Consider the following 588-nt stretch of genomic DNA (forward strand, 5'->3'; position numbering starts at 1 on the left):
TGTTTTATATGGATGAAATATCTACATTTATGCAAATAACTGGTTATAAATTTGCCATTGATTTACAATTTGTAACGTTTTTGGCTTTTAATTGACTCTTTACTCAAGTACCCTTCGCTCGCTTTGTGACATTTTTTTCACAATTGCACAGGAATAAAAACAAGGAGGGAACAGATGAGTTCATCTGCTTCAATTAAACAAAACTCACCTAAGAAGCCGTTGTTTACGCGCTTTTTGGATACTGTCGAATATTTGGGGAACCTGTTGCCCCACCCGATCACACTATTTGCCATTTTCTGTTTAGCCATTTTGGTGATGTCGGGTATAGCTGGTTACTTCGAAGTATCGGTTGTCGATCCTCGTCCTGAGGGAGCAAAAGGTCGTGCTGCAGACGGCATGATTCAAGTGGTCAGCTTACTTAACGCTGACGGTCTAGAGCTTATTGTTACCAATCTAGTGAAAAACTTTGTTGGTTTCGCACCGTCAGGCACGGTATTGGTTGCGATGCTTGGTGTTGCAATTGCGGAATACTCGGGCCTACTTTCAGCAGCAATGCGTGGCCTAGTAATGGGCGCGTCACAACGTATG

The 588-nt window shown here is 42.5% G+C and carries 1 protein-coding gene; it reads left to right on the plus strand.

Annotation, left to right across the window (positions count from 1 at the left end; genetic code table 11):
* Positions 1 to 174 precede the first annotated feature (174 nt).
* Positions 175 to 588, plus strand: a 414-nt coding sequence (locus R7190_RS29135) for an AbgT family transporter (protein WP_318138103.1), incomplete at its 3' end; no start/stop codon positions are given.

It is taken from the genome of Vibrio sp. 1078-1 (assembly GCF_033340475.1).